The sequence below is a fragment of the Paenibacillus pabuli genome, from assembly GCF_039831995.1.
Taxonomy (GTDB): domain Bacteria; phylum Bacillota; class Bacilli; order Paenibacillales; family Paenibacillaceae; genus Paenibacillus; species Paenibacillus pabuli_C.
Genome location: NZ_JBDOIO010000003.1, coordinates 2255017 through 2281612 on the forward strand (window position 1 = coordinate 2255017; position 26596 = coordinate 2281612).

Annotated in this window: 18 protein-coding genes and 2 tRNA genes; 3 read left to right on the forward strand and 17 right to left on the reverse strand. The window is 48.2% G+C overall.

Going from position 1 to position 26596, the window contains the following annotated elements:
• The first annotated feature begins 27 nt into the window (after positions 1–27).
• Positions 28–1248, forward strand: a complete 1221-nt coding sequence (locus ABGV42_RS12120) for an NAD(P)/FAD-dependent oxidoreductase (protein WP_347381872.1) — start codon at positions 28–30, stop codon at positions 1246–1248.
• Between the two features lie 67 nt (positions 1249–1315).
• Here ABGV42_RS12120 and ABGV42_RS12125 read toward each other — a convergent pair whose 3' ends face one another.
• From ABGV42_RS12125 to ABGV42_RS12140, 4 genes are all read right to left on the reverse strand, one after another.
• On the reverse strand, positions 1316–2530 hold the full coding sequence (locus tag ABGV42_RS12125; RefSeq protein WP_347381873.1) for an MFS transporter: 1215 nt from the start codon (positions 2528–2530) through the stop codon (positions 1316–1318).
• A gap of 119 nt (positions 2531–2649) precedes the next feature.
• Complete coding sequence (locus ABGV42_RS12130) at positions 2650–3216, reverse strand: hypothetical protein (RefSeq protein ID WP_347381874.1); 567 nt, start codon at positions 3214–3216, stop codon at positions 2650–2652.
• Between the two features lie 125 nt (positions 3217–3341).
• Complete coding sequence (locus ABGV42_RS12135; protein WP_431523644.1) at positions 3342–3719, reverse strand: DUF350 domain-containing protein; 378 nt, start codon at positions 3717–3719, stop codon at positions 3342–3344.
• 113 nt (positions 3720–3832) lie between these two features.
• A complete protein-coding gene (locus ABGV42_RS12140) occupies positions 3833–6199 on the reverse strand; it encodes an endonuclease MutS2 (protein WP_347381876.1) in 2367 nt (788 codons plus the stop codon).
• A gap of 187 nt (positions 6200–6386) precedes the next feature.
• Here ABGV42_RS12140 and ABGV42_RS12145 point away from each other — a divergent pair, with 187 nt between their 5' ends.
• Together ABGV42_RS12145 and ABGV42_RS12150 are read left to right on the forward strand one after the other, a co-directional pair.
• On the forward strand, positions 6387–6749 hold the full coding sequence (locus tag ABGV42_RS12145) for a phage holin family protein (RefSeq protein WP_127539412.1): 363 nt from the start codon (positions 6387–6389) through the stop codon (positions 6747–6749).
• Between the two features lie 244 nt (positions 6750–6993).
• Positions 6994–7386, forward strand: coding sequence for a cytochrome C oxidase subunit II (locus ABGV42_RS12150; RefSeq protein WP_431523613.1), 393 nt, complete (start codon positions 6994–6996; stop codon positions 7384–7386).
• Between the two features lie 102 nt (positions 7387–7488).
• Here ABGV42_RS12150 and ABGV42_RS12155 read toward each other — a convergent pair whose 3' ends face one another.
• From ABGV42_RS12155 to ABGV42_RS12215, 13 genes are all read right to left on the reverse strand, one after another.
• Positions 7489–10296 carry a hypothetical protein gene (locus tag ABGV42_RS12155; RefSeq protein ID WP_347381877.1) on the reverse strand — a complete coding sequence of 936 codons (2808 nt, stop codon included), beginning with the start codon at positions 10294–10296 and terminating at the stop codon, positions 7489–7491.
• Positions 10297–10434: 138 nt separating this feature from the next.
• Positions 10435–12888, reverse strand: coding sequence for a phenylalanine--tRNA ligase subunit beta (pheT, locus tag ABGV42_RS12160; RefSeq protein WP_347381878.1), 2454 nt, complete (start codon positions 12886–12888; stop codon positions 10435–10437).
• Positions 12889–13139: 251 nt separating this feature from the next.
• Positions 13140–14174 carry a phenylalanine--tRNA ligase subunit alpha gene (gene pheS / locus ABGV42_RS12165; RefSeq protein ID WP_347381879.1) on the reverse strand — a complete coding sequence of 345 codons (1035 nt, stop codon included), beginning with the start codon at positions 14172–14174 and terminating at the stop codon, positions 13140–13142.
• A 409-nt stretch (positions 14175–14583) separates the two neighbouring features.
• Positions 14584–16488 (reverse strand): ribosomal protection-like ABC-F family protein, encoded by a 1905-nt coding sequence (gene abc-f, locus ABGV42_RS12170; protein WP_347381880.1) that lies wholly within the window; start codon positions 16486–16488, stop codon positions 14584–14586.
• A gap of 558 nt (positions 16489–17046) precedes the next feature.
• Positions 17047–17117: transfer RNA gene (locus tag ABGV42_RS12175), tRNA-Gly, on the reverse strand.
• A gap of 11 nt (positions 17118–17128) precedes the next feature.
• Positions 17129–17202 (reverse strand) — tRNA-Pro (locus tag ABGV42_RS12180).
• 143 nt (positions 17203–17345) lie between these two features.
• Positions 17346–19472, reverse strand: a complete 2127-nt coding sequence (locus tag ABGV42_RS12185; RefSeq protein ID WP_347381881.1) for a bifunctional diguanylate cyclase/phosphodiesterase — start codon at positions 19470–19472, stop codon at positions 17346–17348.
• Between the two features lie 376 nt (positions 19473–19848).
• Positions 19849–20805, reverse strand: a complete 957-nt coding sequence (locus tag ABGV42_RS12190; protein WP_347381882.1) for an aldolase catalytic domain-containing protein — start codon at positions 20803–20805, stop codon at positions 19849–19851.
• A gap of 102 nt (positions 20806–20907) precedes the next feature.
• Entirely contained in the window at positions 20908–22212 is a 1305-nt protein-coding gene (locus tag ABGV42_RS12195) for a DUF4129 domain-containing protein (RefSeq protein WP_347381883.1), read from the reverse strand.
• Positions 22209–23333, reverse strand: a complete 1125-nt coding sequence (locus ABGV42_RS12200; protein WP_347381884.1) for a DUF58 domain-containing protein — start codon at positions 23331–23333, stop codon at positions 22209–22211. Before ABGV42_RS12200 ends, ABGV42_RS12195 begins: the two co-directional genes overlap by 4 nt.
• 2 nt (positions 23334–23335) lie before the next feature.
• Positions 23336–24304: an AAA family ATPase gene (locus ABGV42_RS12205; RefSeq protein ID WP_347383216.1), complete on the reverse strand. Its 969-nt coding sequence runs from the start codon at positions 24302–24304 to the stop codon at positions 23336–23338.
• 123 nt (positions 24305–24427) lie between these two features.
• Positions 24428–25531 (reverse strand): ATP-binding protein, encoded by a 1104-nt coding sequence (locus ABGV42_RS12210; protein ID WP_347381885.1) that lies wholly within the window; start codon positions 25529–25531, stop codon positions 24428–24430.
• A gap of 461 nt (positions 25532–25992) precedes the next feature.
• Positions 25993–26409: a hypothetical protein gene (locus tag ABGV42_RS12215; RefSeq protein ID WP_024628323.1), complete on the reverse strand. Its 417-nt coding sequence runs from the start codon at positions 26407–26409 to the stop codon at positions 25993–25995.
• Positions 26410–26596: the final 187 nt, after the last annotated feature.

A 26596-nucleotide genomic window follows, 5' to 3' on the forward strand; every position in this document is an offset into this window, starting at 1 on the left:
AATTCAATCCGAGGTGATTTCTTCATTATGAAACTGATTAGTGGCAGCACGTTGTGGCCAGGTACCCTTCACCCCCGATTCAAATACCCTGTTCTTGAAGGTGAAATTTTCTGTGATTGCCTCATTATCGGTGGCGGCATGGGAGGAGCGCTATCTGCCAAGCTATTAGCGGAGAAAGGTTTGCACGCAGTCGTTATTGATAAGAGAGAGGTTGGTCGTGGCAGCAGCATGGCCAGCTTGGGACTGCTGCAATACTCCAATGATAAGACGCTTACGTCCTGCATACATACCTTTGGCGAACAACGTGGTGTACGATTTTACGAATTGTGCCGTTTGGCCATGCAACAATTAAAGGATACGATTTCAACTTTGGACATCGATCCTTGGTATATTCCTCGCACCAGTTTATATTGCGCCAGCAGCGAAGAAGATGTTGCCCTGTTGGAAGAGGAGTACCATACACTCCAAAACTATGCATTCGATGTTGAGCTGTGGAGCCGAAACAAAATTAGTACCCACTTTCCCTTCAGTAAACCGAACGCGCTGTACACCAAAGGAGATGCGGAGGTTAATCCCTATATGCTGGTGCATAGTCTGCTTCATAGTGCTTCAAAAAAGGGTGCCCAAGTGTACGAACGAACCGAAATGATCCATTGTGAATATGGTGAAGATGTTGTCCTCTGTTACACCCCTACTGGGACGATCCGAGCCAAACAAGTTATTTTCTCTACCGGCTATGAGACACAGGAGATCAAGAGAGATCGTGGGGCCTATCTGCAGAGCACCTATGCTATTGCAACGAAACCACTTAAGGATTTAAGCAGTTGGTACAACCAAAGCTTAATATGGGAAACTGCTCGGCCTTATTTATATATGCGAACCACCCCGGATGGCAGAATTGTTGCTGGAGGGCTTGATGAAGAAATTCCCCATGATGACCAGCGTGCAATACGTGCCAAACTTAGGGGGGAGACTTTATTGAAAAAAATAGCTGACCACTTTCCACTTCCGGATTTGGCAATAGACTATGCTTGGGAAGCGGTCTTCGGCAGCACCCATGATGGATTCCCCCTAATTGGCCCTCACCCTGAGTACCCAAACTGCTATTTTATCGAAGGGTATGGTGGCAATGGAACGGTATACAGCATGATTGCCGCATCCATTCTTACAGATGTCATTACCGGGGTTCAGAACGATGATATGGAGCTGTTCTCTTTGACCAGGACAAATAAACCTTCTCCCGTGTAAAACAAATAAAGGTGCAGATCAGATATGCTCTTCTGATTTTGCACCTTTTTCGGTTGTGATCAAGCGATCAGGACGCAGTCTTACCCTGTTCCGGCTCTACTAACATTTTTCGCATAAAGATCCAGCCGACTAACGGGAAGGCTCCCAAAACAACGATGAGCCAGGTTAAGGTACGAAGTGAGGGGCCGTTCGTTACGATAATTATAAACACTGCAAGACCAGATAAACGTCCTGTCATCAGGCAAAGCTCCCTTAATACGACAAGTTCAACCCTTTTCTCCACATTTTCGCCGCTCATGCCCATCAAGTCGAATCCTGACGCAATCATGGGCAGCATGTATAACGGCATGGCGAGTGCTGAACCAATTCCCATAATCAAAAGTGTGCCGTAGCTCACTTTCCAGATCAAGGGGAGCAGAACGAGGAATAATATTATGGCCCCCGTCAACATGCCTTTGGATCGATAATGCGGTTTGAACCACTTGCCTGCCATCCAATAACTGACCAAAGCTACGGCGGATGTAATCAATGAAAACTGACCCAGCTTGTACTCCTGTTCCGTGGCTACGTAAACGAGCAGCGCAATCAAAAAGGCGAATACGCCCTCCCTTACACCTTGGGCAAACAACCCCAGTCCCAGTGGTCTCCATGCACTTCCTGAACGGGATAACTGGTGCCAGGGTTCCGACCACCGGTAGGTGCCGCTGACTTTTCTCTTTTTCAGAAAAAAGCTGAAGACCACGGCAATTACGTAAATCACGAGTGAGACAGTAAAAATAAGTCGGTACCCTGAATTATCCGCCATCTTCGTAATAATCAAGCCCGAGAACCATGGACCGATGATTCCTGTCATGGAGCCCAGCAACCCGACCCATCCATTGAACAGGTCCCGGTTCTCCCGGTCTGTTACTTCAAAATACACCACATTAAAGGCGATCCAGAACAGACCCAGAGCACATCCGAGCAATATGCCGAGTGGCCATATCCAATCTACCGCTCTTGGACCGGCCCATAGGACAAGCATATAAAATATGCCAGACAATGCTGTGCCCAGACGCAGTGCGCTCATTTTATTATGTTCTTTGATCCATTTCCCGGCTAACCAGAATGTCAATCCTAATGCAAGCTGTTGACTTACAGTAAACCATCCCAGCATCGCATAGTCCGGACGACTCTTCCACAGATATACATTCAAAAACGTCCCCGACAAAGCTCCGGCTAACACAAACAATCCATTCACGCCTAGAAGCAGAATGGATTGTCGGCCCAGAGATATCTTCATCTGCTCCCTCCTTATTCCGCTTGAAGTCAGCGCTTCGCGGCAAGTCTCAGGGTTAACGTACCCCAAGCAGAGGAAAAACATGACGAATCTCCGAATATTTCATTTGAATGGCGTGGAAATTACTTCTTGGCGCTCAGATTTTGAATAAGGCGCAGACGATCATCTTCGGCCAAACTATATTGAACTTGGAAACATCCAGAGCAGACATACATTTGCACCGTAAACGGTGCATCCAGCAGGGAATCCGTTCCTGAAACCGCGTTGGCTACGGGTGTGAATGTGTCCTTCGTGGATGTTTGTGTACCTGCGAGAATCATGAATTCACGACAATGTGGGCATTCAGGTACTTCTTCCTGCAGATCCAGCTGTTTCTCCACGCCTTCTTCATATCGGATCAGATCGTTGCCTTCGTCCGCGTATTTAGTCAGTGTGCGGAGTTCAGGCAATTTCAGTTCGACTTCATCTCCCCACAATGCAGCGAGGTCAGTGGTTTGATTGCTGTCCTGAACATGATCTACATCGTAAATATCGCTTGCTTCATCTTCATTCTCTTCTTCTCCAATGTTGATGTTCAGCGTACGATAACCTTTCAGTTCATTGTGACAATAAGGACACTCTTCTTCAGGTCCCAATTCCTCATCCCATACGATTTCGGTGTGACACCACGGACATACTGTTGTTTCCAATTAAATCAACCTTTCTTTTATACAATCTTATTGTCAGGTGTTCATGACGTATATGACACCGATAGCAAAAAACACAATGGAAGCCGCAAACAAAATTCGTATCAATATTTTCATGCCAGGTCCCCCTACATGATGCTCGCGCCGATTACAAATGACAGCGAGACGGAAATAATCATTGATATCAAGCCCACTGCCCGGTTATCCCGCTCAATTTCTTTGTCAATGGAGAAGACCGGTGTCAGAAACTCAAACAGAAAGTAAGCAATAAGCAGGAGAGCAAAGCCTACTAACGACCATGTCATGGCATCATACACAGAAGACTTGGCCTGTATGCAGAAGCGAAGCACGTTGCAGATCCCGAAAATCTTGCCTCCCGTTGCCATGGCAACAGCCACATTGCCTTTCTTGATCTCATCCCAGCATTTGTATTTGGTTACAAGTTCAAAACAAGCCAGAAACACAAGCAGCTCCATTATGGCTACCGAGAAAAAACCGAGTACCATCCCCAAGGGATGCGACAGCAGTTGGTCAATCGTCCCTTTCACTCCCTGTTCCCCTCCCCCTGTTCCACTGCCCCTCTCACCACGCTGTGGAACACCGTTGTTTCAAGGTCCGGCTATTCCAATTCTGCAACGGTTACGCCGTTTCCGCCTTCTCCGTAATTGCCCAGCCGGTAACTTTTAATATGTTTATGCTTACGCAGATAATCCTGAATACCGGAACGCAAAATTCCAGTTCCTTTACCGTGAATAATGTATACTTGTCCCAAATTCGCCAGGAAGGCTTCATCGATAAAACGGTCCGTCTCCATCAATGCTTCCTCCAGATTGGTTCCTCGCAAATCCAGTTCACTCTTTACGTTGTCATCACGTGTACGCTTCATGCCAGTGACCGGTTTTTGCTTCGGTTTGGTTTCAGGCGCAGATTGTTTCAGCTCCAGATCATCCAGGGATACTTTCATTTTCATTATCCCCAGTTGCACGACAGCTTCTTTGGTGCCGGACATTTCCACGACATGCCCTTTTTGGTTCAAACTGTACACATGCACTTCATCCCCTGGGCCGATAGCCCGGGTTTTTGGTGCTGATCCTGTGCGTTTGACTGTCTTTTTACGTCTCTCCGGTTCAGCTTCATCCAGTTGTTTGCGGGCAGCAATCAGCTTATGCTCTTTCACCGATGCGCCTTCTTCCATCGCGAGCTGACGCAGGTCCGCAATAATTTTCTCTGCTTCCGCTCTCGCCTTGTCCACGATGTTACGAGCATCTTCCTCTGCTTTTTCAATCCGGCGCTCACGCTGCTGTTCCAGCTTCTCGAGCTCGGACTGATGACGGCTCCGTAATTTCTCCATATCCTGACGCAGACGTTCCGCATTTTCCCGTTCCTGCTCAGCTGTAAGCCGGTTTTCTTCCAGGGAAGCAATCATGTGTTCCACTCGCTGATCCTCTTCTTTTACTTCACCACGAGCATAGTCCAGAATGTATCCAGGCAAACCAAGGCGCTCAGCGATCGCAAACGCGTTACTTCGTCCTGGAACACCTACCAATAGACGATAGGTCGGACTCAGCGTATTTACATCAAATTCCATGCTGGCGTTAATAACACCTTTACGTTCATAAGCATAAGCTTTCAGCTCACTGTAATGCGTTGTCGCTACCATGCGGCATCCTGTCTGATGCATATGCTCCAGAATGGAGATGGCCAGTGCAGATCCTTCGGCCGGATCCGTTCCTGCGCCTAGCTCGTCAAGCAGCACCAGACTTTTGGTCGTCATATTTTTCAGAATTCGGATAATGTTCGTCATATGGCTGGAGAACGTACTTAGATTCTGCTCAATGCTCTGTTCGTCTCCAATATCGGCATAGATTGCATCAAAAACACAGAGCTGACTGCCATCTTCGGCAGGCACGAACAAGCCGGACATCGCCATGAGGCTCAGTAATCCAATGGTTTTGAGTGTTACTGTTTTGCCACCCGTATTCGGCCCCGTCACAATAATAGACGTATAGTCGTTGCCCAGTTCAATGTCGGTTGGGACCACGTTTTCGATGGCAATTAGCGGGTGACGTCCTTTTTTGAGCTTAATAAACCCTCGGTCATTCATGCGCGGCAAAGTCGCTTTTAATTCACGGGCATGCCGTGCTTTGGCAAAGATAAAGTCCAGGGAGCCCAGCAAATCGACATCATACAACAGCCACTCGCCCTGCTCACTGACAAGTGCCGTCAATTTCTGCAAAATCACTTCAATTTCGCGTTCTTCCCGGATTCGGGTCTCACGTAATTTGTTGTTCATCGCTACGATCGACTCCGGCTCGATAAAGAGCGTTGCTCCCGAACCGGACTGATCGTGTACGATCCCGCCGAAGTAAGAACGGTATTCCGCTTTTACCGGGATGACGAATCGATCTCCACGAATGGTGATCAGCTGATCCTGCAGCATTTTGGATACGGTAGAGGAACGAATCATGGAATCGAGTTTCTCACGGATTCTGGCTTCCCCTCCCCGCAGCTCACGCCGAATTTGTGCCAGCGTTACACTCGCACTGTCAGCCACTTCAGCATTGTCATCAATACAAACGCGAATTGCGTCTTCAAGTGCTTTTTGCTCTGACAGCTGATCACTGATAAAGAACAAGGACTCGATCTTCTCATCTTCATGAAGAGCGGCAATCTGGCGCTTCAAGCGGCGAGAAGCCAAGGTTGTATTGGAAATACCGAGAAGTTCATGCGGATTCAGGGTTCCTCCAATTTCGGCCCGTTTCACGGATGCCGTGATGTCCACAATGCCTCCAAACGAAGGCGAGCCCTTCAGGCGATCAAAAGTGAAGGCTTCATCGGTTTGCTGAAGCAATCGCTTTACTTCTTCCAACTCACTGATGGGTTGCAGTTGTTCCGCTTTCTTCTTACCCATGGTTGTTTGGGCATAGCTTTGCAATGTATTTAAAATTTTGCGGTATTCCAGTGTGTGTAGAATTTTCGTGTCCAAGTGTACAACTCCTTCCAAACTATATCTGTATTATAACGAAAGAAACTTTACTGCGCTATTTAACGAATCCTTCCACACATAAGTTCTGACATCATGCCGCAAACTACGGGTGTCAGGATTTTGCAACCTCTCCATGTGATGTGGACCAAATGCATAATCCGATCTGAACTTAAAGGAGGTAAACACGTTGAACTTCTTGGGACATGTCGTGCGTTTTATCATCGCTGCAATCGTATTGATGGTTGTCAGCTGGATCGTTCCCGGATTTGCAGTCGGTGGTTTCTGGAGCGCTCTGCTGCTCGCTCTGGTTATTGCACTGCTCGGCTGGATCATTGAAGGCGTCTTTGGCAAAAGGGTTACCCCTTTTGGCCGCGGAATCGTCGGCTTCATCGTCAGTGCATTGGTAATCTGGCTCGGTCAATATATCGTTGATCATGTCGAAGTTAGTTTACTTGGTGCCATTCTGGCTGCGCTGGTGATCGGGATTATCGATCTGTTCATTCCGGTATCCACACCTTTCGAAGCAGGACGAAGCTCCAAGAATAACTAAGAAGCACCTCATAATGCAGCTGTTTTGAACACCTGCGAGTTCTCCTTCAACCTCTGATGGCCAATATGCCAGATGAGGTTTTTTCATTTCCACAGCCTTTCAGCAACTCCTCTGAAGTAGAAGAATTTCTGCTTGCTAATCTTCAACAAAACGACATAGCCTTCATGTACAGGCCTTACCATTTTGCGGTATGATGACTTGAGAAATGATTAAAATTTCATCTATATCATGCTTAAGGAGGCACATGATGAAAAAGACTATGGCTTGGCTAGCAGCCTGCATGTTGATCTTGGTTCTCGCCGCTTGCGGAGGAGGCCAACAATCAGCTGACTCGGGCAGCAGTGGTGAACCTGAAGCCGACGTAACTGCAAGCGAGGAGCTCGTCATTAAGGCGAGCAACTATGAATTCGACCAACCGGAATACCATCTTAAAAAAGGAGTCCCCGTTAACATTGTTTACGAAAACGTCAATGGTAATCATGGTATCCTTGTTCCTGAGCTGAATCTTCAGCTGGACACCAAAAACAGCTCTAAAGTAATTACCCCCGACAAGGTTGGAGAATTCGAAATGTCCTGCTCCGTATTCTGTGGAAGTGGACATAGCAGCATGATCTCCAAAATTATTGTCGAAGAATAAGTCCCAAGACAATGAGCCCCCGTAACGACGGGAGCTCTTTCTGTCTTATAACAAATTGTACAATCGTACGATGCCCATGATTCCAGTTATGATCTGATGCCGTTAGGTCTGATCCTGTTCAATCAATTCGATCCATTCGTTATATTCCGTCTGCAATTTCGTATATTCATCCCGCAGCTGGCGATACTCCATGTTCAACTGCTCTGCCTTCTCCTGCTCCATTTCGCGTTCAACCTGCAGCAATCGAAGCTGATTCGCTGCGAGCTCATAGCGCTCACCAATCTCCAGCAGTTCATTTTCCATCGTTTGCTTCTCTTCTATTGCCTCGTTACGGAGCTTATCGAGCTGCTGACGTTCCTGTTCAAGCTCCTCCACCTTTTCAACACTCGCGGCACTTTCCTTCTGCCAAACATCCAATTCATTCTCAAGCAGGTTCCAGCGTTCCTGCCAGGATTGCTCCTGTACAGCCCATTCATCTGCACGACGCTGCCAGACCAGGTCCTGCTGCTCGGCTTGTTCCACCCGAGAGAGCAACCGGGTTTCCCGCTCCTTTAACTCATCCAATTGTGATGTTAGCTCTGTTTGTTTGGCAGACAATTCTTCATACTTAATCTGCCATTCAAGCGCTTCTTCCTCTGTCTGTGCAAGCAAGCTTCCTTGTTCTGCAAGCTGCTCGGATAGCTTGGCAGCATGCTCGCCGGATGTAGCAAGCGCCTGTTCCAGCGACCGCTTTTCTTGATCCAGTTCAGCGAGCTTGCGGGCCTGATTCTCTTCCCGCTGCAGTGCATCCCCATATTCGTTGCGGATTTGTTTATAGGATTCCTGAAGTTTGTTCAGTTCTTCACGGATACGCTTCAGTTCATCTTCAAGCTGTTCGCGTTCCTGCTGCAAATGACTTGCCTTCTCGTTGTAGCGATTCGCTTCTTCTCTGTACCCGCGAGCTTCTTCCTTAACCACGGATAATTCATCATGGAGTGACTGTACACCAGACTCCAGTGTTTCATTCTGTTCTGCCGCCTCAAGCACCTGAGTCTCCAGCTCTCCCATCTCGACAAGACGCTGTTCAGCCAGGTCCTTCCATGATTTTTCACTTTCGGTAAGCGTACTGATTTCATTTTGCAATGTACGAACGGCAGCATGAGCCTGCTCCAGAACCTTCTGTAGTCTGCGTTGTTCATTTTCGGACTTCTCTTCAGCCTCACGAAGCTTCTGAATATCTTTTTCAAGCAGTCCATGCTGCTCTTGAACTTTCCGAAGCTGAGCCGTAAGGGAAGTTTCTCTGTCCACGGTCTCATTGTATTGCTGTTTCCACTCTTGCTCCGTTTCACGAGACTGCTGCAAAGCAATTTCCGTTTCACGGAGCTGCTCTTGGAGCTTGGTACTGTCTTCCTTCAGCTGTGCCAACTGCTGTTCAAGTTCCGTTATGCGTCGCGCCTGAACTTCCTGGTCCTGTTTCCGCTGCGTTTGTTCCTTACGGAACATATCCAGTTGAGCGCGTTCCTGCTGAAGCTGCTGTTCTTGATCCGCAACTACTTCCTGTGCCTCTTCCAGCTGCTTGCGTATATCGCCAAGCTGCTTCTCAATTTCTGCTACGCGACCCCCAGCTTGCGTGCGCTCCTGTTCCAGCTGTTGCAGCAGTTTTCCGCGTTCTTCCTGCAGTTTGGCTTCAGCACTAGCTGCAACTTGGGTAACCTGAGTTGCTGCCACTTCTTTTGCTTGCTGCAATTGCTCCTCATAGGCTGCTTCTTTTTCCATCCATTCCAGTTCAGCCTGCTCGGACGATTCGTGGAAATCGGCTTTCAGCTTTTCGATCTCTGTTAGATGTTCCTCTTTCGTTTGTTGTAGCTGTAAGGCCTGCTCTTCCTGAACCTTGCCCAGCTGGAATCTTAATTGCTCGGCTGCCTGCTGCTTCGCCTCCTGCAAACGCTGATCCGTTTGGGACTGGAGTTCACGGTATTGAAGCTCAGCCTCTTCCTGAACCTTCTTCAATTGACTTTCTGCCTGTTCCAATTCGGACAAAATCGCGGCCTCAGCCTCCTCTTTGGCTGCCTGTACCTGCTGTACCGCCTTCGCCTCAATTTTCTGGCGTTCTGCTACAGCACGACTTTCCGCTTCCTTAATCTGGGCTGCTGTCTTATCCTGCAGCTCTTTGTACTGTCCAGCGGCCTTCGCCTGGCTCTGCTGCAATTCAGCTGCAGCGCGTGCTTTTACTTCCTTCAGCTCAGCCGCTGTCTTATCCTGCAGCTCCTTGTACTGTCCAGCGGCCTTCGCTTGGCTCTGCTGCAATTCAGCTGCAGCACGCGCTTGAACTTCTTTTAGCTGAGCCGCTGCCTGGGCCTGAGCCTGTTTCAGCTGGTTATCCGCCTTCTCTTCGGTTTCTTTCAGCCGCAATTTCATCTTCTCTTCGGCTTCCTTGAGCTGTGCAGCAGTCTGCGACTGCCATTTTTGTTCACGGGCTGCAGTCTGCGCTCGTTCCTGCTCAAGCAATGATTTCAGCTTGTTTAACTCATCCTGATTCTCGGATTGCAGCTTCGCCAGGGCCTGTTCTGCCTCGGACTTCTGCTTGGTCGCTTCAGCCAGCGCCTGGTCACGACGCTCCAGTTCCTGCTGATGTTCACTTTGAATCGCATTCAGCCTGTTTAATTCATTTCGAAGTTCTGTCCGTTCACCGGTCAGCATTTTCAGTTCATTCCGAATCTCCTGAGTCTGAAGAGACTGCTCAGCCATATGTACAGCCGCCAGTACCGCAATACGCGGAGTATCCAGACGGGAATGATGCTTGGAAATTGCGCTCATGCGCTCATCCACCAAATTAGCTACTTGTTTCATATAGTCGGCACTGCTGCCAACCAGTTTATAGGAAGTCCCGTAGATCTCTACGGTGACGCGTGTACGATCAGGTGTAGTCACAGTTGTGCCCTCCTTCAAGTCTGTATGTTGATTCTAAGCTGTAATGACAAAAAAGTCACATCGATCCTCTAATGCTAAGGATTCGATGTGACTTCAAGCAATTCCTGCTAATCGTTGTTCAAAAAATTGGCTTCTGTTCTATTTGCGCAATTCTGCTCCGAATTGCTCCTCCAGACGAGCAACCACACGAGCATGAACCTCGGTAATTTCTTCATCCGTCAGCGTACGCTCGCGGTTGCGATACACAAGCGCCATCGCCACACTTTTCTTGTCTTCACCAAGTTTGCTGCCTGTGAACACATCGAATACCTGTACCGTTTGCAGCAGCTCACCTGCAGCCTCACGAATCGAGCTGAGCATAGCTCCTGCTTCAATGTCTTTACTTACAACAACGGCAATATCACGTTCTACGGCTGGGAAACGCGGAAGCTCGCGGTAACGGATATCCACGTCCGCTTCACTGTAGATCGCTTCAAGAGCAATCTCTGCAATGTACACATCGTTCAGATCATATTGCTGCTGCAGTTCAGGATGCAATTGACCCATGGTGCCGATCAGTTTACTTTCACCGCCGTCCTTGCCTTCCAAATACACGGATGCAGAACGCCCCGGATGGAACCCTTCCGGACTGTTCGCAACTAGACGAATGCGTTGTTCCAATCCTACATAGGAGAACAGGTTTTCAAGCGCACCTTTCAGATCGAAGAAGTCCACTTTTTCTGCTCCAACGTTCCACTGCTGTGCGGCACGGTTACCGGTAAGCAGCAAGCTCAGGACCGGAATTTCATGCGGCTGCTTCGTCAGCTTTTCTTCTTCGGTGAAGAACACACTGCCTACTTCAAATACAGCAAGCGAATCCTGCTTACGATTCATATTGTAAACCGCTGCATCCAGCATTTGCGGCAGAACGCTTGTGCGAAGCACACTGCGATCCTCACTCATAGGCATAGCCAGCTTCACAGCCTTGCTTCCTTCGGTCAATGCCGGGAACAAAGACGTTTTATCCGGATGTACAAATGAATAGCTGATCATTTCCTGCCACCCACTGCCTGCGAGCAGTCCACGAATGGTACGGCGCATTGCCTGAGAGCGGGTGTAGGCACCTGGTGTTGTCGGTCCTTCAATCAATGTGGTTGGAATATTGTCATATCCATACAGGCGTGCAATTTCTTCAAAGAGATCGACGTCGCGGGTAATATCGCCTCTGCGCGTTGGCACTTCCACATCAAGCAGTCCCTGTTCAGCATCCCCGCATGCAAAGTGCAGACGAGCAAAAATGGTTTTCACCTCTAGCAGTGAGAGGTCTGTTCCCAGATAACGGTTCAGTCTGTCCAGCGACAGTTGGATAACAACCTTCTCTGCCACTTCGGCTCCAGCTTCCACGATCCCCTGGTGTACTTGGCCTTCAGCATAGCGCTGAATCAATTCAGCCGCACGGTCCAGCGCCGTGATGACAGCCCCCGGATCAACTTCCTTCTCAAAACGCATGCTTGCTTCGGAACGCAGCCCCAATTGGCGCGACGTTTTCCGAACAGTTCCGCCGTCGAACTTGGCGGACTCGAGCAGCAGATTCACTGTGCCTTCCGATACCTCGGAATTCTCGCCACCCATAACACCTGCGATAGCTACAGGCTTCACGCCATCGGTGATCAGCAGCATATGCGGTTCCAGCTTGCGCTCCTGTCCATCCAAGGTCACAATCGTTTCGCCTTCCTTCGCCATGCGCACTTCGATATGACCTTTTTCCAGTTTATCTGCATCAAATGCGTGCAGCGGTTGACCGTACTCCAGCATCACATAGTTGGTGATGTCCACGATGTTGTTAATTGGACGAACACCAGCCGCAACCAAGCGGTTTTGCATCCAGAGCGGAGAAGCTCCCAGTTTGATACCTGTTACATAACGGGCTGCATAGTGACTGCATTGTTCCGTAGCTGTGATCTCCACCGAGATATGATCCGCAGCAGCATCACCGACTTCAACCAGCTGTTCTTTGGGACTCGGAAGCTTCACTTCACGACCCAGAATGGCGCCAACTTCATACGCTGCACCGCGCATACTCAGGCAGTCGGAACGGTTGGGTGTCAGGTCCAGTTCAAGCACGTGATCATCCAGGCCAAGCACCTGGCTGATTGGCGTGCCAATCTCCGTTTGCTCCGGCAGGACAAGAATGCCTTCCTGCTGATCTTTAGGAAGCAGCTTGTCGTTCATGCCGAGCTCTTTTGCAGAGCAGATCATGCCGAGTGAAACGACGCCGCGCAGCTTGGCTTTTTTGATATCCAATCCGCCAGGGAGCCTCGCTCCAACCAGGGCTACAGCTACCTTTTGACCCGCATCCACATTTTTCGCACCACATACGATCTGAAGATCTTCTTCCTGGCCGGCGTCAATGACACATACGTTCAATTTGTCCGCATCCGGGTGCTTTTCCTTGCTCTTCACATAACCTACAACTACTTTGTTTACGCCCTGGTTGCGGTTCTCCACTACATCGATTTCGATCCCTGCACGTGTAATTTTCTCTGCCAGTTCCTGTGGCGTCACACCTTCAAGGGCAATATAATCAGACAGCCAATCTGTCGATACTCTCATGAACGTTCACTTCCTTAATCTATAAATTGGTTTATCGTATCAAGCGTTGAACGAATTTTACACTGGACCACTGCGCAGTCAGAACAATCTTTCAATCGCTGTTATCCTCAGATTTCTTTGATCCTTTCAAAGGTGTAAATCCGGGGATAAACGCGAACACTCTACTTCTCCAGATTATTTCTGCCCTCTCCGTTTTCGTGTAAATATTAGTTTCAACTTATATAGAATTTTTGTATGTTTCTTATGTTAAGTTACAGCCGTCCGAATTGCTTCAGGAACGCCATATCGCTGTTATAGAAATGACGAATATCATCGATACCGTACTTCAGCATCGCGATACGCTCTACCCCCATACCAAATGCGAAACCGCTGTATTTCTCCGGATCATAGCCACCCATTTCCAGCACTTTCGGATGCACCATTCCGCCGCCCAGAATTTCAAGCCATCCGGTTTGTTTACATACTCGGCAGCCGCTGCCACCGCATTGCACACAGGTTACATCAACCTCAGCACTCGGCTCGGTGAACGGGAAGAAGCTTGGGCGCAGACGGATTTCGGTATGAGCACCGAACATTTCACGCACGAATTGCAGCAGCGTACCCTTCAGGTCACTCATACGAATGTTTTCGCTGATGACCAAACCTTCAACCTGATTAAACTGGAAGGAATGCGTAGCATCGTCATCATCGCGGCGGTATACTTTACCCGGGCAAATAACTTTGACAGGCACTTCCCCTTTCATGCTCTGCATGGTGCGCACTTGCACCGGAGACGTATGGGTACGCATCAACAGGTCTTCTGTTACATAGAAGGAATCCTGCATGTCGCGCGCCGGGTGATTCTTCGGCAGGTTCAGCGCTTCAAAGTTGTAGTAATCCATTTCCACTTCAGGACCTTCCGCTACACGGTATCCCATGCCGATGAAAATATCTTCGATTTCCTGTACCACTTTGGTTAGTGGATGCAGACCGCCTTGACGTCCGCGACGTCCTGGCAGGGTTACATCAATGGTCTCGGATTGAAGACGCTTCGCCGTCTCTTCCTTCTGGAACTGCTCCTGCTTGCTGTCGATAACTTCCTCAATAGCGCTGCGAACGTCGTTGGCCACTTGCCCGATTACGGGACGTTCCTCTGCACTAAGTGCACCCATGCCACGCAAAATTTCGGTCAATGCACCCTTTTTCCCCAAATACTTCACACGCAGATCACCAAGCGTCTGCGGATCGTTCACGCTGGACAATTGTTCCAGCGCTTCAATCTTCAATGCTTCTAAACGTTCTTTCATGTGTAATTGCCCCCTTTATGTGGTGTTATTGCAACAAAAAAAGGCCTTTTCTCCCCAAAAGGGACGAAAAGACCGTGGTACCACCCTTGTTAGACATCCGGCGCTGACTGGGCCTTCAGCCCTGCAACACGTCTGTCTCACTCTGTACGGAATAACGACCGTTAACCGTTTGCCCCTACTGTTGACGCTCAGCAATCATTGCCAAACCAAGTTCAGGGAACCGCTTCGGAGTGAATTTCGGCAGCCTTGTTCTACAGAAACGCTCTCAATCTACGGCGCTTCCTCCCTGTCCAGAGGCACTGCTTACTTGTCTCCATCATCACGTTTGTGGATTAGTCAAACCTATATCGACGTATTTATCGATGATCGTTCATAATTATATGCAAATCCAGTCGAAATAGCAAGCGAGTCATGCATCTAATTTTTTGCCCGCATCCTTTCGCCTAAGCTGGATTAGCCGCTCCTGGATCTCCCGGATCTCAGCTGCTTCCGCAGCTCGTTCTTCAGCAGCCTCCGGATGAAAAAAGGCATCTTTGCCCGCATCGCTCATGGGAGATAACAATTCGGACAGCCGCATTTCCAGACGTAAACGTTCATCGTCCGAGTCTCGCCTGCCAAGTGAAGCATCTCGGAGTTTCATCGACTGTTCCCAATCCTCCACTCCTCCTTCGAATACCGTTACTTTCCCTCCTGGCTCCAGATCAAGCAAGCGATTCGCCAGCACCTTCATCAGCATTCGGTCATGAGAGACAAGCACCAAAGCGCCAGAAGCCTGTTTTAATACATTTTCCATCACTTCCTGGGTATCAATATCCAGATAGTTTGTAGGCTCATCCAGCACCAGCAAGTTGGCCCCGCCAAAGTACAATCTCAAAAAAGCAGCCCTGCATTTCTCTCCCATACTCAGGTTCCCAATGCGCTTGAAAACATCCTCTCTGGTAAAAAGAAAACATCCCAAAATGGTTCGTGCTGCGCTCTGAGTCATGGATGGAAGACTGAGCAAGCTGTCCAGCAGAGTTTGATGCTCGGGAAGTCCCTCAAGTTCTTGAGAAAAGTAACCGATTTTCAGTGATGGATGCCTAGTCACCATGCCCTGCTCCGGTTCAAGTTCACCAATCATCAGCTTCAGCAGGGTCGTTTTCCCCGTACCATTCGGTCCGCGAACGGCAAGCCGGTCCCCTCGCCCGACGGAAATTCCCAGATTGTGAAATAACGGCTCTCCCCCCGGGTATGCAAAGCTGACCTTGTTCAATCCAAGCAGCTGGCGTGCCGACAGCGTGTCGACTTGCAGTTCCATGTTTAGCTTGACTGCTTCGCGAGGTTTCTCTACCCGCTCATTCTCCAGCCGCTCCAACTGTTTCTGTTTTGCATGGTAACGCGAAATGTTTTTGTTGGCTTTGGCTTTGTAAAAGCTCTGCGTGATCTTAACCTCCACATCCGTTGCTGAATTGTGGGCCTTGTGGAACCATTGCTGATAATTGCGAATGGTCTCTTCAAGCGCTTTGCGCTCCAGCTCCTGTTTGCGGTATATGGTTTCCTGTTCACGGCGTTCCCTCTCCTTGTGAACTTTGTAGTCCGAATACCCGCCTTTATATTTGGTCAGCGCTTGCGGACTAAACTCAATGACACCTGTTGCTACCTGATCAATAAAAGTCCGGTCATGTGAAACAAAAAGCAGGGTGCCTGTGTAATTGGATAGCCACTCTTCGAGCCAGCGCATGCTATCCTCATCCAGATGATTCGTCGGTTCATCCAAAATAAGAAATTGGGGCTTGCTAACCAGCAGTCCTGCCAGCCTTGCCTTGGTTTTTTGTCCTCCACTCAACGAATGATATGACCTGTTCCAGTGCTCCGAGCTTAGACCCAGACGGGTCAATACCTTTTCCACCTCGGTCTCCCACATGTAACCGTTCAACTGCTCATATTGCTCCATGGCTAAGGTATAGGCTTCAAGCAGCTGCTGCTCATCTTCACTCCCGCTCATGCCCATGCGCCGTTCCAGTTCTTCCAACTCACATTTCACTTCATAGATCCGGCCACTTTCCTTCCGCACCGCATCCAGTACCTTCATGCCGGGTTCAATTAGAGAGCGCTGACGCATGAAACCCCATTCTTCTTGAGGAATGTGGCGCTCAATATATCCCCCTCCCTCCTCTTCTCCTAAGATTATGCGTAACAATGTGGTTTTCCCGCATCCATTGCGACCGAGAATCGCAAGCCGCTCACCTTCGTTAATTTCCAGATTTAATCCTGTAAACAATTCCATCCCGTTCCACTCTTTTGATACTTCATGTAGGCGTACCAATGTCATCATAAGACTTCATCCTTCCTGCGTTAAAAATCAAATCCATACCAGGCATGTTCGAGAAGCTGTTAATCTCGATCACGCCTGGAGCTGCCGCGGCTCGCAGGAAACTGTAAACATCATTTCCTGAACAAAAAAAGACCGCTGGCATCCGCCGGCGGTCTGGCAATTCAGGTTTGGATAAAGCGTCAAAAAACAAGCATAAGATACACCCAGGCATGAACAAATAGACCCCTTAGAAGGGTACACAAGCCACAATTACTCAGCTCGTCAACACACCTGATCCCATTGCTGAATTTGGACACACGAATCCCCTCATTGCTCAGCCGCTACGGCTGACTGCGTCATACATCTTCTGCAGTTACTGGGGTTCAATTCATGTGTCTTACTTCATAGGACGTGTGGTTACCTCTCATTCATGTGTAGTATCAATTCTCCGTTATTGTACCAGAAGTTGGAGTAATTGCAAAGCTTTGAATGAATGTTAAGGAATTGCTGAGCTTTAATCACTTTGAGTACAAAAAAAACCCTCTTGTGATTCACAAGAGGGTTCCTTAAACAACGTTAAGCGGGTGATGGGAATCGAACCCACGCTACCAGCTTGGAAGGCTGGAGTTCTACCATTGAACTACACCCGCGCGATTGACGATCGGGACGACACGATTTGAACATGCGACCCCCTGGTCCCAAACCAGGTGCTCTACCAAGCTGAGCTACGTCCCGTTAAGTTCCTAAGAATCTTAACATGATTTTTACAAAAACTAATATAACACGTTCATCCAATCCTTGCAACTTTTAATTTCCATTTATTCCTTATTCGCCTCAAATGAAAAAGACAGAAGCGATTCTCCGCTCCTGCCTGATGGCTATCCTGTAGGTTTATCCTCATCTCGTAAAAAACGCTGCTCAAAATCAGCTGCCACAATCGGTTTGCTGAAAAAGTACCCCTGTGCTTCATGGCAGTGCTGGTCACGTAGGAACACCAGCTGTGACTCATTCTCCACCCCTTCGGCTGTCACCTTCAATTGCAGATGATGCGCCATCGACGTAATAGTGGAGACGATCGCTGCATTATTGCGATCCTCCATGACTTCGTTCACGAATGAACGGTCAATTTTGAGCCGATCAATCGGCAGATCCTTAAGATAATGCAGTGAACTGTACCCTGTTCCAAAATCATCAATACTGATGTGCACACCAATTTCTTTAATTTTGCGCAGTTGTTCAAATGCACGATCTTTGTCAAATGTCATGCTTTCGGTGATCTCCAGTTCAAGCCAATCAGGCTCCAATCCGGTTTCCCTCAGTATGCCGCTGATGTTATCCAGCAGATGGGAATGTCTGAATTGCCTCATCGAGAGATTGACGGACACACACAGTTTGCGATATCCAGCTTCCTGCCATAGCTTGTTCTGCGCACATGCCTCCCGAAGCACCCACTCGCCCAGCGGTACAATTAACCCACTCTCTTCCGCCAGTGGAATGAATTCCGCAGGGGAAATCGGGCCACGCTGCGGATGCTGCCAACGTACCAACGCCTCCATACCAACGATTAACCCACTCGCAATATTGATCTGCGGTTGATATACAAGGTAGAACTGACCCCGATCCAGCGCTTTGCGGAGATCATTCTCCAGCTGCAGTCGTTCCTGTGCCTTCATCTGCATCGCATGAGCATACCGATTCAGCTCGATCCCCTGTTCCTTCGCGTTATGAAGGGCAGTATCCGCATTTTGAATGATTTCTTCCGGTGATCCCCCGTCATGGGGATATATGGCCATGCCAATTCCAAGCGTAATATGATAGTCGTTACCATCGACCATTACCGGCTTTTCAAACAGCTGCAAAATCGATCTTGTTCGGCGCAGAGCATTCTCTGTGGTCCAGAAGTCCGTCATCGTGACTACGAACTCATCCCGACCTAGACCATACACTTCTTCGCCCGGCAAAGACGATTGCTTGAGGCGCTGCCCCACTTGACGAAGAACGCGGTTAGCCGCCTGCTGACCGAGAGAATCGTTTATCGTTTTGAATCGGTTAATGTTCAGTACAAGCACCCCGACGAGCTCATCCTGCTTCACTGCTTCATCCATCAATCTTTTGAGTCTCTGGGTAAGGCGGCGGCGATTCGGCAGACCCGTCACATCGTCATGATGAGCAATATAGTTCATTTTGGCTTCAGCAGCCTGCTGTTTCAGAAACGGTGTATCCACAACCGTTGTGTAGAGCCCTTTTTGTACAAAGAAATATCCAAGGCAATTCATCCACAATGCAAATAACAGATTCAAGTCGCTGACCTGAGTTGCAGAGACCAAATAGCTTTCTCCATAAAAGAAGCACAGGGCTCCACACAGGATTGAAGGCAGATCCCCCTCTTTACCCTTCTTCCACTTCAGAAACAACACGAATGCAGTGATCCCATACAGAAGACCGGTCAAGAAGTGAATCCTCGTAAACGTTCCGCTGAGCACTTCTTGCTGAGTTAATTTTGGCAGCCAGCTCCATTCCTGAACACCGGCTGTGTACAATATGACAAACACGCCCAGCGTTCCGCTGAATAGTAAAAATTTACGCGGTAACGCAATTTCTTTTTCTCTCACTACATAAATGAGCAATAACCCCACTGCACAGACCACAGAGCCCAGAGTCATCATTTTCAGCGAGAATTCCGATTCCATCATCGCTCCGCTCGGCATCTCTTCCGCATATGAAACGATGTGAATCAATTCAAACAGGCCAATCAACAAAAAGAGCGTTGTAATCAAGACCCTGCGCAGGGTTAACTTTTGGGTCTGGAACAACCAGCTTTGGTTGTAAATGCCGATACAGGCTGCTGCTGCCACGAATCCGCCGAGTAGCGTCAGCACAGGGTATCCGGATATGATTAGATCAGAGCTTGCGGAGGAACGATACCATTGACTTGCGAGGAAACACAATAAGCCGCCTAACGCGACCCATATTACTTTTCTCTGATCTTGCGAATTTGCCTTCATGCCTTGTTTTTCCTTCCCGGGGTCACCTATCCTGAATAACCTTTAGCCATCGCCTGTGACGTTCAGGTTTGAAAACTTTCATAGTTACACCATTCGACAATAAATTTCTACCAACGTTCAATTCACATGCCAATACATGCTATCTGGTACATAATAACATTTAAATCTGCGGACGTGAACTAAAAAATAGTTGAAAATAGGAATATGTATTCATGTCCACGAAGGAAAACAAGGCACTAAGAACTAAAAAAAACATGAATCTCCAATTGGAGTCCATGTCCTTTTAGTTTGCAACAGTATTTCAGACTATTTTTCCACACAAAGTTCATTTGCGGGAAATCTGATAAGCCGTTATATTATGGATGTTTGCCGGAAATTATTTATCGAAATTCACTTCAGGCGTTGTTAATTTATCATAGAAATCTACGACATTATCCTTCTCAGCTGACGAACGCAGCGCCATTGCCGAACGCGGATGCTCGTCGAGTGCGCCTGTGATCATATATGGAAGGATATAGCCCCATTCTTCTTTTTCGCGAAGTGGAACCATCAACTGTTCCAATACACCAAGTACCGGACGCAAGTTGTATTTCGTTCCCTTCAGATGCGCCACAAGAAGTTCAGTCGGGCAGTTACCTGCTGCACGGCCCATGCCATATACGGAAGCATCCAGCAGTTCAACGCCAAGCTCAGCAGCCACAAGCGTATTGGAGAATGCAAGCTGCATGTTATTGTGAGTGTGAACACCAAGACGTTTGTTAGGCAAATGGGTTTTGAATTTTTCTACAAGGTACTTCACGTCGTTATGATCAAGGCTGCCATAAGAGTCAACGATGTACACAACGTCTACTGAACTTTCTTTGATCAATTCGAAGGCTTCGAGCAATTCGTTCTCCATAACGTTGGACAAAGCCATGATGTTTAGTGTGGTTTCATAACCACGGTCATGGAACGTTTGGACAAGTGCCAGAGCCTTGTCCACATCCTTGCTGTAGCAGGCTACACGAATCAGATCCAGCATGCTCTCGCTGCGTGGCAAAATGTCGTTCTCGTCCACACGTCCGACGTCAACCAGGGCAGACAATTTGGTATTTCCTTTTTGCGGGATTACTTTGCGCAGGAAGTCATCATTCAGGAAACGCCATGGCCCTGCTTCTTCGGCACCTCTCAGCAGTTTCGGCGAGTTTTTATAACCTATTTCCATATAATCAACGCCTGCCTCATTCAATCCAGCATATAACTGTTGAACGAAGTCCACGCTAAAGTCCCAATTATTTACCAATCCGCCATCACGAATTGTGCAATCTACAATTTTGCAATGATTTGTCTTCATTTGTCTGCTCCTTTTCTGACCAACTTGTGTATTCCTCTCATGATACTTGAACGTGACAAGAAAAGTAAAGGGATAAACACGTTATTGGGTCTATAGGGTCTATTAGGACTTCCAGATCCGATCAATCTCGGACATCTCGGAAGGACTCGGTGCTTTTTTTCCATAACGAACCGCGTTATATATACCGGGTAAAATGTCAGAGAGCCTCTGCTCTTCATGCTTGCCTGACGAAGGCTTGTGATGCAGAATCGTCTCTGCCGCTTCCAGTGGAGTCTGTGCTCCTTCGATTTCTATCCCCTGGCGTTTGGCATGATCGATCCATTTTCTGTAGTAGTAGCGCACACGCTCCGCTTCCTGTGATGGAGGTAGTTCTTTTTTTCGAAACCAAGGTTTTCGTGTTCGCACGGGTGTTTCCAGGGTTTCACTAATATCGATATATTCGGTACGCGGCTCGGCACTCCGTTCCTTCGGATCCATCATGTCTTTCAATCGGTCCATAAGACGGTTAATCGTCTTCCGCCCCAATTTGAAGATAAGCCATAGAATGAGGGCAGCAGTTGCTCCTAAGACGAACCATCCCAGTATGTCCCAGAAAACAGATGGTTCAGACGGTTGTGTCACTCTGCCTGGAAGTTTCGAAGGGTCAATACCAGAGATTGGTGCAATGGGCAACTGCTGATCGGAAGATGGGCCAATTAATCCCCTGATCCATGCAAGCAGACGATCCCGCAGTGGAGCGAGCCAGGCGGCAAGACTGGGGAATGCTCCAATTCCCGCAATGATTAGCAACATCCATATCAACCGCTGATGATTCGCTCTGTTGAATTCCCGAAGCACAATCTTTCTTTTGCCATCATTTAATACCGCTCTATCCAGCTGTGAACTGTACACGCTTATTAGACAGCAGGCAAAACTGATGACACCTGTTGCATACAATGTTCCTGTATATGCCTGCAATGGGTATAGTGGCTCCATCCAATGTGAGAAGCTGCTCAGTATAATGGAACCGACAACACCGAAAACCTGCCATCTCCACATCAAGATGGAGCGAAGTGACGGTTCAGGTGCCAGTCCAACAAAAGCGGATATGATTCCCAAGACAAGCCCTGTGACTAGATTCAGCATTATAAGTCCGTTGATCAAAGTTAGCAGGAGAGAGACAAGCACACCCAGGAGCAGAGCACCAACTAGCCGAAGCCCCATATGGGTTCCTAATCCTTGAAACCTGTGGTTGAGTAGCACGCCGAGTCCGCTTGCCAGAGCATAGATCATCAGTAGAACATAAGGAAAATGACCGTTTGTGTAGAATGAAGTAAGGGTCAACAAGGGAAACACATAGACGCCTGTTAGCAGCGTCGCCAACAGAGAAATCCCTAGCCTGGATTTTTCTAAAGTCGAATCACTCATGCACTCACCGCCTTGTTGTTCCTCGCTCCGGTTTGTTCCTGTTCCACAGGCAGAATGGTTACTCGGTGTCCCTGTTCATGCAGGCGAGCAATCTCAAACTCCATGGCCGAAGAAACGTAGGATGTGATCAAAAGATAACTGCGTGCCTGCTGAGCTTCCTCATTGCGTTTCACTTCCTCATTGAGGAATTGCTCCATGGGAACCATACATTTCAGCTCCGTCTCGGCCATGGCTTCCAAAAGCAGTTCCAGATGAGGACTGCCATAATCAGGCTCAATTCGAAGCGGATCACGCCCGCCGTTAACACGATAGCCATTGTGCGCAAACCCTGCAGGCAGCCCTCTTCCAATCGCATCCACTGCCGCTGTAGCAGCATAGCTCAGTGCACGTTCAATCGGCTCAGGCCGGGTTACCACACTCCACATATCCGCAGACTCTTGTATATTTACGATAATCCAGGACTGCGGATCAGCTGTCCAGCCTTGCTTGTACACCTGCAGCTCACCTGTACGTGCGCTTGCTTTCCAATGAATTCGGTTCATGGGATCGCCTGCTCCGTAAGGACGTACGCCCAGAATAAGAAATGGATCCTCTACAATCCAGCGTGATACCTCAACCTCCCCCTGCCAGACCTGATAAATGGCAGGTAGTTCTTCAGCAGCTACCAGGGAAGGATACACAATCATAGACAGATGAACAGGAATCGGTTGGGTATTTCGCCAGACGCCAAACAGATCTCCACCTGTCATGGTTACCGTGTTCAACGTGTATACCCCCCGCTCCCTGCAAACAAAAGGATGCTTGCGTGTGATCCTCGTATACGGTTTCAAAGTAAATATACTTTTATGATTCTGATAAATTTCTCCTCGGCTAATATCCATGCCTGAGCCGCTGCGAAAAATAAAAGAGCCAGGCATCATTGCCTCAAGTCTCAGCCAGGGTACCGTGACCCGTTTCTCATTCGCAATTGTCTCCACCATCTCAAGCTCATCGCCCGCGTAACAGCGCAGTTTGCTGAATTCACGTGTATACTTCAGCCTTCGCAATGCCGGACGTCCAAACCATATGCCTTGTAAGCCAATGATAATGCCCCCTACAACGACAAGCCATAACAGTGCCATAATTACCGTCCACTGCCGGTGCCAATGCTCTCCGTTGGCACTTCAGCCTGGCTCAGAATCTCCTGAATAATCCGCTCCGCAGCGCCTTCCTGTTGTCGCACCCTGTTACGGAATACGAGTCGATGAGCCAGCACAGGTTCAGCCAGAACCTTGATGTCATCTGGCAAAACATAATCTCTGCCATGCAATGCTGCCCATGCCTGACATGCCTTCAGTAAGGCTTGCGCTCCCCTCGGACTAACGCCAAGCGAAAGTTCGGGATGTCTGCGTGTCTCTTCTGTAAGACGAATAATGTATTTTAGCAGGTCCTCTTCGACCTGGACGGACGGGTATGTACGCTGTGCCTCAAGCAGCTGCTCGCGGCTAATAATAGATGTAAGATCGTTAACCGAACGACCAGCTACAGTCCTTCTCAGAATTTCCACACTTTCATCACTGCTTGGATAACCCATCCGAATTTTCATCATGAATCGATCCATTTGTGCCTCCGGCAGCGGGAAGGTCCCCTGATTATCAATGGGGTTCTGGGTTGCGATCACGATGAATGGACGCTCCAGCTGTCTCGTTGAACCATCAATACTGATCTGACGCTCTTCCATACATTCCAGCAAGCTCGATTGGGTTCGCGGTGTAGCACGATTGATCTCGTCGGCCAGCACAAGGTTCGCGAACAACGGACCGGCTCTGAATTCGAAATCGCCAGACTTTTGATTGTAGAAATGAATCCCTGTCAGGTCAGACGGCAGCAAGTCGGGGGTGAATTGTATGCGTTGAAACGTACAATCCAGAGATGAAGCTACCGATTTGGCCAGCATCGTTTTGCCTGTACCCGGTACGTCCTCTAGTAGTACGTGTCCTGAAGCGATAATTGCGGTCATGATCAGTTCTATGGTCCGCTCCTTGCCTACAATAATTTGTCCCACATGATTCGTCAGATTTTTGTTCATCTGTTCCATTCCCTGAATATTCATCATGCACCTTCCTTTCGCAAGCTATGAGTATGTATCCGCATTCATCCTAACTATAACCCGAAATGCTTCCAAAAAAAACAAAAGGAATCGGCCAACACGCCGATTCCCGCCCATACTGCTGTATTACACCAAAGGGAGCATAATCATAAACCGGGTTCCTTCACCCTTTTTACTGTCAACCGAGATTGTGCCACCATGGTTTTTGATAATGCGATAACTTACAGAAAGTCCAAGGCCTGTCCCGCTCTCTTTAGTCGTGAAGAATGGATCAAACAGACGTACAAGCGTGTTGTGGTCCATACCCTGACCGTTATCCGCAATGGAGATCTGCACATACCTGTTCTCGGTTCCTGTGGAGATTCGTATGAGGCCTGTATGCTCTTCGCCTACGCCCTCGATGGCATCCATTGCATTCTTCACCATATTCAAAATAACCTGCTTAATCTGTTTGACATCGATGGAGACGTTCATCGGCGAGTCTGCTTCATCCAGGGTAATCTCGCAGCCTTTCATCAAGCCTTCGCTTTCCGTCAGCAAGACCACCTCTTTGAGCAAGGAATCTACGGACATTATCGTCTTCTGCGGTGCTGACGGTTTGGATGAATTCAGGAATTCATAAATAATATCGTTCGCCCTGTCAATCTCCGTCAGAATGATCCTGGCGTATTCATCTTTCCCTAATTGCAGCAAATGCGGACGCAGCAGCTGTATAAACCCGCGGATCGCTGTCAAAGGATTGCGAATTTCGTGGGCGATGGAAGCTGAAATGCGCCCTAGCATGGCAAGCTTGTCATTCTGATAAGCGGTCTGTTCTATTTGTTTATAATCCGATACGTCCTTGACACTGAACAAAAAATCTCCATCCATCTGATCTCCGTAGGTTACCGTGACCAGCCAGTGTCTGCCATACTCATCGATCAGTTCATGATAGCGCTTACGGTGGAAGATGGTCTCCCGGTAGATACGTAGAATTTTCTTTTTCTTGAATCGGCTCATCTGTGGATGATGCAGCATTTGCATCAGGGTGCAGCCGCTCAACAGACTTCGGGGAAGTTCCAACAATTTTGCCATTTGAACGTTAATAAACGTCAATACACCGTTGCTGTCAAACAACATAATACCGCTATCCAAATGCTCCAGAACATTTTCATATTTGTTGTTATCCAGATGTACAGGCGGGAAACTGTTCGTTGGGTGAGGCACTGTATCCTGAAATTCACTAATCATGACAGGTTCCTCCTTTTCACGTAAATGATAAACTTGCCATTCGGACATCATATCATCACAGAAACAGGAAGGGCCGATTTATTTTTCATTACCGGTGCCCTTTCGTTAGGGGGCTGAGCCGAAAATATGGATGGCACGTCCGGAACCCTAGCTGGTCTATTCCCGGTAACCAACGATTGATCCGGAAAATCATATATGTTTGTTCCATTCTAACCTTCTCCTATTCCCAAACACGTACAAATTGATTTGCTCCGCCTCTTTTGCAAGTCTGTTTTTATCATAGACAAGTTTATAGAAGGGAGTCAATCGGAGAAAGTGTCGAATGGAAATTATTTTAAGAAAAACCTCGAAATAGCCGATTTTCAAAACACAAAAACGAAGCCTTTTCGCTACGATCGCGAATCAGCTTCGTTCGTATCCCAATATTACCTAACAATTTATAGCATGACATCAAATTAAATCTATAGCCCGCTTTTATTATGCTGAATTTTAAGTCTGCGCTGGCTCATTACGGCTAATCGACGTTTGAGTTCGCTCTCCCACTTCTCATCCTTCATTTCCTTGGCAAGTCTAAGCAGGTCGAGTGACATGTCAATCTGTCGCTGAACAATGACCATCGCATCCTCGCTCTCGCGGTTCACGCAGTTTTCGAAGATTGCATCCTCATCCTCGGTCACGTAGTCTTGAAAGTCAATCTCAGAAGCGCCATCACCATGCGCATATTCAGCCAGAATTTCATATTCGTTTTCCACTTTGTAATGCACTTCTACCCGGTGGCATACCGGACAAAACAGCAGGGGAACATTATGAACCTGGGTGCGGTAATGCTTCAGCGTGCCCTTTGTTCCCACCATACTTGCCCCACAACAGTAACTCATGTTTGTTCACCCTCCTTATTACGTGCCGGGACCTTTTATTTAGAATCGGTCTCCCTAGCACCTGCAGCTTTTCTGAAAAAGAAATCGTTCCATCAGTGTATCACATTCATTACCATATTATCATTGCAGTGACCCGAAAATATTTACGGGGTTTCCATACCCTATTCGCCTTGAAGCCCTTCAATTC

Coding starts and splice junctions, on each gene's coding strand:
- pheS (WP_347381879.1), bottom strand. CDS start 14,174: ATGAAAGAACGTTTAGAAGCATTGAAGATTGAAGCGCTGGAACAATTG.
- ABGV42_RS12195 (WP_347381883.1), bottom strand. CDS start 22,212: ATGAGTGATTCGACTTTAGAAAAATCCAGGCTAGGGATTTCTCTGTTG.
- ABGV42_RS12120 (WP_347381872.1), top strand. CDS start 28: ATGAAACTGATTAGTGGCAGCACGTTGTGGCCAGGTACCCTTCACCCC.
- ABGV42_RS12215 (WP_024628323.1), bottom strand. CDS start 26,409: ATGAGTTACTGTTGTGGGGCAAGTATGGTGGGAACAAAGGGCACGCTG.
- ABGV42_RS12150 (WP_431523613.1), top strand. CDS start 6,994: ATGATGAAAAAGACTATGGCTTGGCTAGCAGCCTGCATGTTGATCTTG.
- pheT (WP_347381878.1), bottom strand. CDS start 12,888: ATGAGAGTATCGACAGATTGGCTGTCTGATTATATTGCCCTTGAAGGT.
- ABGV42_RS12190 (WP_347381882.1), bottom strand. CDS start 20,805: ATGAAGACAAATCATTGCAAAATTGTAGATTGCACAATTCGTGATGGC.
- ABGV42_RS12200 (WP_347381884.1), bottom strand. CDS start 23,333: ATGGCACTGTTATGGCTTGTCGTTGTAGGGGGCATTATCATTGGCTTA.
- ABGV42_RS12185 (WP_347381881.1), bottom strand. CDS start 19,472: ATGAAGGCAAATTCGCAAGATCAGAGAAAAGTAATATGGGTCGCGTTA.
- ABGV42_RS12205 (WP_347383216.1), bottom strand. CDS start 24,304: ATGAATATTCAGGGAATGGAACAGATGAACAAAAATCTGACGAATCAT.
- ABGV42_RS12210 (WP_347381885.1), bottom strand. CDS start 25,531: ATGATTAGTGAATTTCAGGATACAGTGCCTCACCCAACGAACAGTTTC.
- ABGV42_RS12135 (WP_431523644.1), bottom strand. CDS start 3,719: ATGGTACTCGGTTTTTTCTCGGTAGCCATAATGGAGCTGCTTGTGTTT.
- ABGV42_RS12125 (WP_347381873.1), bottom strand. CDS start 2,530: ATGAAGATATCTCTGGGCCGACAATCCATTCTGCTTCTAGGCGTGAAT.
- abc-f (WP_347381880.1), bottom strand. CDS start 16,488: ATGATGACATTGGTACGCCTACATGAAGTATCAAAAGAGTGGAACGGG.